Raw genomic sequence first — 8,125 nt, 5'->3', positions numbered from 1 at the left:
GAGGCACTGCTCAACCACAGGGGTTGCAGTTAACCAACAACCATCACAGTGAGCCCTTTGCAGCGATTCCATCCGGAGCGACAGTAAGTAACAACACCCAGACTACACCTGCTTTGTTACGTTCTGGGGCTTTAGCTCTCCCCTATTTGTCTACAGCAGCAGGTAGTGCCTTGATTGATAAAGGAACAAACAGTCTACCAACAGCCCCATTAGCAATGACTTATAGTGGCAACGGACCAGACATTGGAGCTTATGAGTCAGGAGGAACAGGAATTGCAAACCAATTACCAACAGTAAGCTTAGGTAATCCAGTAGCGAATGCATCTTATCCAACAGGTAGCTCTATCAATCTGATAGCCAATGCAAGTGATGCAGATGGTTCTATCGCGAAAGTAGAATTTTATGCAGGTTCTACGAAAGTTGGAGAAAAAACAAGTTCTCCGTATTCTTTCAGCTGGAATGTAACTACAGCTGGTTCGTATGCACTGACTGCAAAAGCAACAGATAATGCAGGTGGAGTAACTACTTCTGCAGCTATTAACGTAACTATCACAGCTCCAAATCAGGCACCATCTATCGCAATTTCTTCTCCGTCAAATAACACATCTTTCACATCAGGTAACGCAATTACAATTACAGCATCTGCAACAGATAGTGATGGAAAAGTAAGTAAAGTTGAATTCTTTGCAGGAACATCTAAAATAGGTGAATCTACAACATCTCCGTATACATTAAGCTGGACGCCATCTGCTGCTGGAACTTATGCTATCACAGCAAAAGCAACAGATGACAAAACAGGAGTAGCTACTTCTACAATTGTTAGTGTAATTGTAAACGCAATAAACATCCCTCCAGTAGTAAGTCTGACTGCGCCAACAGCGAATGCAACATTTACAACTGGAAACGTAACACTAACAGCCAATGCAAGTGACAGCGATGGTTCAATTGCAAAAGTAGAATTTTTCGCAGGATCAACTAAGCTTGGCGAAAAAACAACATCTCCTTACTCAATCACTTGGAGTGCTGCTACAGCAGGAACCTATGCCATCACAGCGAAAGCAACAGATAATAAAGGTGGTGTTACTACTTCTACAGCAGTTAATGTTACCATTACAGCTCCGAACAAAGCTCCTGTTGTAGCGATTACGTCACCGTCTAATACTACATTGACTCTTGGCAGCGCGGTAAGTATAACAGCTAATGCAAGTGACAGTGATGGTGCAATTGCAAAGGTAGAGTTCTTTGCAGGATCAACTAAGCTTGGCGAAAAAACAACATCTCCGTATACATTAAGCTGGACGCCATCTGCTGCTGGAACTTATGCTATCACAGCAAAAGCAACAGATAACAAAGGAAGTGTTACTACTTCATCTGCTGTGAGTTTAGTAATTAATGCTCCTGCGAATAAAGCTCCGATTGTTTCATTGACATCTCCTTCTGCAAATGCAGGTTATCAAACAGGAGTATCCTTTACGGTAGCCGCCAATGCAAGTGATGCAGATGGATCAATCGCGAAAGTAGAATTTTATGCAGGTGCTGTAAAAATTGGTGAAAAGACAGCGTCTCCTTACTCAATCACTTGGAGCACAGCAACAGTCGGAACCTATGCACTGACTGCAAAAGCTACTGATAATAAAGGAAGCGTTACTACTTCATCGACTATAAGTGTTATTGTTAGTGCACAACCAACCGCTAACAAACTCCCAGTTGTAAGCTTGACGAATCCAGTAGCGAATGCATCTTACCCAACAGGTAGCTCTATCAATCTGACAGCCAATGCAAGTGATGCAGATGGATCAATCGCGAAAGTAGAATTCTTTGCAGGTTCTACGAAAGTTGGCGAAAAAACAAGTTCTCCATATTCTTTCAGCTGGAATGTAACTACAGCTGGTTCGTATGCACTAACTGCAAAAGCTACTGATAATAAAGGAGGTGTCTCTACTTCAACGGCTGTTAATGTTACCATTACAGCTCCAAATCAAGCTCCTGTTGTAGCGATTACGTCACCATCAAATAACACATCTTTCACATCAGGCAATGCAATTACAATTACAGCATCTGCAACAGATAGTGATGGAAAAGTAAGTAAAGTTGAATTCTTTGCAGGAACATCTAAAATAGGTGAATCTACAACGTCTCCGTATACATTGAACTGGACACCATCTGCTGCTGGAACTTATGCTATCACAGCAAAAGCTACAGATGACAAAACAGGAGTAGCTACTTCTACAATTGTTAGTGTAATTGTAAATGCTTCTACTCCAACAGCAACAACAGGAGATGGATTAAACGGCGAACTTTACACACAATTTGGATTCAGTGTTGCTAAAACCCGGATCGCAATTGCAGGTCAAACGCCTACATTCACTTTTGGATCTTCATCAGTTGATTATCCAAATGGTTCAACAGCAACATCTTCTTACACAAATAGCTGGGGATCATGGCTTGGTAAAGATGGAAGCGGGGCTCCTGGTCAAACATTGGAAACATCCACTCTGAGATTACATGGCTATCTTGAAGTTAAACCAGAGTATGATGTTGTACCAGGTAACAGTACTATTGACATAGACTTCACATTATTCTCACAAGGATTTGCAGCTCTTACAGTTAATGGTATCCAAGTAACCTTGAATGAAGCAAACTGGACATTCTCATCACAAACAGCTCGGGTTAGCTTTGCAGGTGCAGGATTCTATACTATTGAAATTGTTCAAAGTATGTGTTGGGATAATAGTGGTGTAGAATTATATAGCAGCATCCCTGGTACTGAGAATCCAGGAAGAGGTTCTTCTGCAACTCCAACAATTGTTCCACAAAGTGTTCTATACAAAAAGATCCCTACTGCAACTGCATCTAACTCTGGAAGAATAGCATCCTCAAGTCTGGTAGCTTATCCAAACCCTTCCAATGGAGATCAGGTAGCTTTTAAAATAGATGATCAAAGTCAGAATGGACAAGATATGGTAGTAACTTTCTATAACTTGAATGGTAATGTTGCATTGCAACAAACTGCAGAGGTAATAGACGGAATAGTTCAACTGCAGAACCTAGGATTAAACAGAGGTATGTATACTGTAACGGTAAAAGGACAGAAAGGAATACAACACTCTAAAGTTGTAATTCAGTAAATAGTTGGAAATAGAAATTAGTTTAAAAAGCCCATCGCAGGATGGGCTTTTTGTTTGAAATATATTTGGTCAGGAATTCTCCTCTTTTCTTTGAAGATAGTATATTTTAGATATTTTGAGTAAAGGCTAATATAGTGGCTTAACAAAATGATTATATCCTTTTTTATCTTTCTACTTGATAAAACTCTATTCAATGGATTTTAAAGTAAATTGATATCTCAACTTTCCCTATCTTTGACTCTCCTTATTTTGAAAATAAAACTTTTTGATACTTTATTTCTTTACTATGAGCCCCAAAGTAAAAACATCAAAAATAGATCCGTTACAAGCCTTGCGTGCATTTGCTGCCATTGCTGTTATGTTTTACCATGGCACAGAGATGATTAATGCGCAATTAGGTTATCTATTTCTTAACAATGCATTCAAGGCAGGCTTTTCCGGAGTAGATGTATTTTTTGTTCTGAGTGGCTTCATTATTCTATATACATCCAGAAATAAGGGATTCGGTGTAGGAGAATTTCTGAAGAAACGTTTTATCCGAATATATCCTATCTACTGGGTAGTAACCATATTACTTTTGTTAGCCTATTTTGCAGCACCTTCTGCAGATCAAGTACACAAAGAAGATCCACTAGTCATTATAGGTTCGTTCCTTCTTTTTCCTCAGGAAAAATATGTATTGGGAGTAGCCTGGACTTTATCGTATGAGATTATCTTTTATCTTGTATTTGCTCTTACTTATCTGAAATCGCCCAAGCTACTACTTTATACTTTTTTGGGCTGGATAAGCATTATTTTGATCAGCACTCTTTTCCACATTCAAACAGGAATATTTGCCATTGATGCGTTTCTGAATCCGGTAATTATAAATTTCGCATTTGGTTGCCTTGTTGCTCACTTATATACTAAATATCCGGATTTTCAATTCTGGAGATTATCTCTCTTTGCTGGTGCCATATTATTCATAGTAGCTTCTGTGGTATATTGTCAGGCTGTCCTTCAAGATCCAACAGCTTTTACAGCACCAATCAGTAGGGTGTACCTATTTGGCATTCCTGCGACATTGCTCATTTTTGGATCTTTATATTTAAAAACAGTTGTTCCCAGAGTACTAGTCTATTTGGGGGATGCGTCTTACTCATTATACTTAATTCATGGAACAGTTTTATCCATCTTGATCAAACTAGTAGTAAAGCTCCATCTAAATGAAGTAATGAATAATCTGGCTGGGGCTATACTTTTGTTTACACTAACGGTGATTCTAAGTTGTCTGTTTTATAGTCTTGTAGAAAAACGGTTATTGACTATTCTGAATCAATTTTTCTTCAAGTCTCAAAAAACAAAAGCCTCAGTTGTCTGAGGCTTTTGTTTTTCTTACATCTTTTGAAGGAAACAAGTCTTCAACACAATATTTACTTTGTCAACCCGGCAATCTACCTCCTCTTCATCATCCGTAAGACGAATATTTTTTACAACAGTTCCTCTTTTTAATGTGATAGAAGATCCTTTTACCTTTAGATCTTTTATCAGTTTTACGGAATCGCCATCATTCAATAGGGTTCCATTACTATCTTTTACTTCCATTAGTATTGTGTTTTAGTATATTTTGCGTAAAAATACATACTAATTTGTACTACACATAACACACTTTTATCAGAATATTCATAGTTACAGTATTGCAAGATCTAAATAATTATAATGACTGCCTTCTGATCATAGAAAATGGAGTTTTAATACGAAGTTTCTTTTTGTCCAGTAACAAGGCGGCAGCCGTGCGCCCCATAGTCTCAAAGTCAGTAGTTATCACTGTGATAGACAACAATTCTTTTAGAGTTGCATCATTAAAAGAAACAAGTCCTACCTCTTTTCCGACTTCATAGGGAGTTTGACGAATTTTCTTAATAATCTCAGCAAGGTCTGTTTCCTCTATAACAATATAGGCTGTTGACGAAGTTATCTTTTCATCCATTGCATTTTCGATGATAGCAAACTTTTTCTGGTAGTGAATGCAATATAGTTTAAATCCACGGGCAATTTCCTGCGGATAGTTTCCATCACTGGGAAATACAAGTACTACCCGTTCATATTTTTTTAACAGATCCTGTCCTGTCTCAAGTGCCTGGTAAATATCTCTTTCAAAATCCTGATATACAGAAATAATTTCGCCCTTTACTTCAGGAAGATCCTTATCTAATAAGATCAACTCATCTCTGGGAATCTGTTCTAATGTCTGCCGGATGTCTACTTTATCTATGTTTTCATAGAAATGAGGTATCACTACATAATAATGGTATTTGCCCAGATTTTTCTCTATGATCTCTCTGAAAAGAGCTGCATTATAATGATGAATATGTAAGTCAACGGTTGCCTTATCACCAAGTGCTTTCAAGAAAGAGTAATAGACAATTTTCTTATACGAACTTAATTTATTCATCACCAACAAAACACGAATTTTATTAGCAGGAGCACCTTCCACATAAAATCCCTTCCCTGCCACTGATGAAATATATCCTAGTTCCTTTAGCTCTCTATAGGCCTTTTCTACCGTATCACGTCCCAGGTAGTATTCTTCACTGACATAGTTAATAGAAGGTAGATGGTCTCCACGTTTTAATATACCTTTTCCAATATCATGGATAACAGAAGATACTATTTGTTTGTATTTGGGTGTTTTCTCTTCAGGATTAATCTGTAACCTATACATGAGATATAAAATTAAACAATGGGTTGCCAGTATTTGTAGGTATAGTATCTATGAAACAATCCGGACTTATGCTATATAATCTTTGGTATAACAGGAAAGTACAGGAAAGACAGAGAGTAAAGTTCTTTTATTTTTACATCATCCACAAATTAATACATTTAAAACAATGAATAATCCAGCAGTGTCTGCTTACAAATATGTGAGCTATTTATGGGATCATGCACATGCAGAAACGTTAGCAGGAGATGAGGTCGCGCTTTTGCTCTACCGTTCCAACTTGTTAGGGGCTGACTTACGGTTAACGAACTATGGTGGAGGAAATACCAGCGTGAAAACGGTAGAAACAGATCCTTTAAGTGGCGCACCAACGGATGTAATGTGGGTGAAAGGTTCTGGAGGGGATATTGGCACGCTTAAACGTAGCGGATTGGCAGCATTGTATTTGGATCGTTTGCACGCTTTGAAAAAAAGATATCGGGGATTGGCATTTGAAGATGAAATGGTAGAGTTATTTAACCATTGTATATATGATCTATCATCCAAAGCCCCTTCTATTGATACTCCTTTACATGCATTCTTACCATACAAACATATTGATCACCTTCACCCTGATGCGGCCATTGCTATTGCTGCTGCAAAAGATGGGAAGCGAATCAATCAGGAGTTATTTAATGGCGCTATAGGGTGGGTAGACTGGCAGCGTCCGGGATTTGATCTGGGTTTGAAACTTCAACAAGCAGTAACAGAAAATCCTGATCTAAAAGGTATCATGTTAGGTTCACATGGTTTGTTTACCTGGGGTGATACAGCCTATGATTGTTATGTAAATACACTGGATGTAATAGAACGTTATTCGGAATTTTTACAGGAGAACTATGGTAAAAAAGGTCCAGTATTTGGAGGCACGGCGATTAATGCTCTTCCTAAAGAGCAAAGATTACAACAAGCTGCTCTCTTGGCACCTACATTACGCGGATTTTGTTCTTCACATACTCAAATGATTGGACATTTCACTGATAATGACCGTGTATTAGAGTTTATTAATTCAAAAGATCTTAGTAAACTGGCCCCAATGGGCACCAGTTGTCCTGATCACTTTTTGCGTACAAAGATCAGTCCTCTAGTCTTAAATCTTAAACCTGAAGAGGATCTTACTAATACCAAAGCACTAAAGGAGAAGTTAGCCCCTGCCTTTAATGCTTATCGGGTAATATATAGCAACTACTACGAAACTTGCAAACATCCAGATAGCCCAGCTATGCGTGATCCTAATCCGGTTGTGATTCTGTATCCGGGAGTAGGTATGTTTACTTTTGCCAAAGACAAACAAACTGCCCGTGTTGCTGCGGAGTTTTATATCAATGCTATTAATGTAATGCGGGGAGCAGAAGCCGTTTCTGAATATACTTCTCTTCCACAACAGGAAGCATTTAATATAGAATACTGGCTTCTGGAAGAGGCAAAGTTACAACGTATGCCTAAACCCAAGCCACTTACAGGTAAGATAGCTCTAATAACAGGCAGTGCAGGTGGTATAGGTAAAGCAATTGCCAGAAAATTTGCAGAAGAAGGTGCATGTGTTGTTCTCAATGATAATGATAGCACACGTCTGGAAGGCGCAACAGAAGAGTTCAAAAAATCATTCGGCAAAGATGCATTTGCATCTGTTGTGTTGGATGTTACCTCTGCAGAGGCAATTGCTAAGGCGTTCGAACAGGCTTCGTTAAGTTTTGGAGGGATTGACATTATTGTAAACTGTGCCGGTCTATCTATCTCTAAGCCTATTGAGGAAACAACAGAAAAAGATTGGGATTTACTGTATGATGTATTGGTTAAGGGCCAATACCTTGTATCTCAGGCTGGTGTTAATGTATTACGTAAGCAGAGTCTCGGTGGAGATATTGTTAATATTGTCAGCAAAAATGCACTTATGTCCGGACCTAATAACATTGGGTATGGCTCTGCAAAAGCGGCACAATTGCATATGAGCCGATTACTGGCAGCCGAACTTGCCGGAGATAAAGTTCGGGTAAATGTAGTAAATCCGGATGCTGTTATTGCAGATAGCAAAATATGGCAAAGTGGCTGGGCTGAAGGACGGGCTAAAGCCTATGGTATCTCTGTGGAAGAATTGCCTGCCTTTTATGCCAAACGGACACTTCTCAATGAGATTATTCTTCCGGAAGATATAGCGAATGCAGTGTTTGTATTAGTAGGAGGATTATTATCCAAATCTACAGGTAACATGTTGAATGTAGATGGTGGTTTGGCAAATGCCTTCCCTCGTTAATAC

At 38.7% G+C, this 8,125-nt stretch carries 5 protein-coding genes; 3 read left to right on the top strand and 2 right to left on the bottom strand.

Annotation, left to right across the window (positions count from 1 at the left end):
• Together QNI15_RS13340 and QNI15_RS13335 are read left to right on the top strand one after the other, a co-directional pair.
• Positions 1–3,128 (top strand): Ig-like domain-containing protein (locus QNI15_RS13340; RefSeq protein WP_314032115.1); only part of this gene is annotated, 3,128 nt, incomplete at its 5' end.
• A 286-nt stretch (positions 3,129–3,414) separates the two neighbouring features.
• A complete protein-coding gene (locus QNI15_RS13335) occupies positions 3,415–4,488 on the top strand; it encodes an acyltransferase family protein (RefSeq protein ID WP_314032113.1) in 1,074 nt (357 codons plus the stop codon).
• A 14-nt stretch (positions 4,489–4,502) separates the two neighbouring features.
• Here QNI15_RS13335 and QNI15_RS13330 read toward each other — a convergent pair whose 3' ends face one another.
• Positions 4,503–4,712, bottom strand: a complete 210-nt coding sequence (locus tag QNI15_RS13330; protein ID WP_313999924.1) for an alkylphosphonate utilization protein — start codon at positions 4,710–4,712, stop codon at positions 4,503–4,505.
• Positions 4,713–4,821: 109 nt separating this feature from the next.
• Entirely contained in the window at positions 4,822–5,832 is a 1,011-nt protein-coding gene (locus QNI15_RS13325) for a GntR family transcriptional regulator (RefSeq protein WP_314032111.1), read from the bottom strand.
• Between the two features lie 166 nt (positions 5,833–5,998).
• On the opposite strand from QNI15_RS13325, the gene QNI15_RS13320 reads away from it, so the two are divergent.
• Positions 5,999–8,122 carry a bifunctional aldolase/short-chain dehydrogenase gene (locus QNI15_RS13320; protein ID WP_314032109.1) on the top strand — a complete coding sequence of 708 codons (2,124 nt, stop codon included), beginning with the start codon at positions 5,999–6,001 and terminating at the stop codon, positions 8,120–8,122.
• The last annotated feature ends 3 nt before the right edge of the window (positions 8,123–8,125 follow it).

Origin of the sequence: Xanthocytophaga flava, assembly GCF_030068545.1 — a bacterium.
Taxonomy (GTDB): domain Bacteria; phylum Bacteroidota; class Bacteroidia; order Cytophagales; family 172606-1; genus Xanthocytophaga; species Xanthocytophaga flava.
This window is presented reverse-complemented; position numbering and strand designations above follow the sequence as displayed.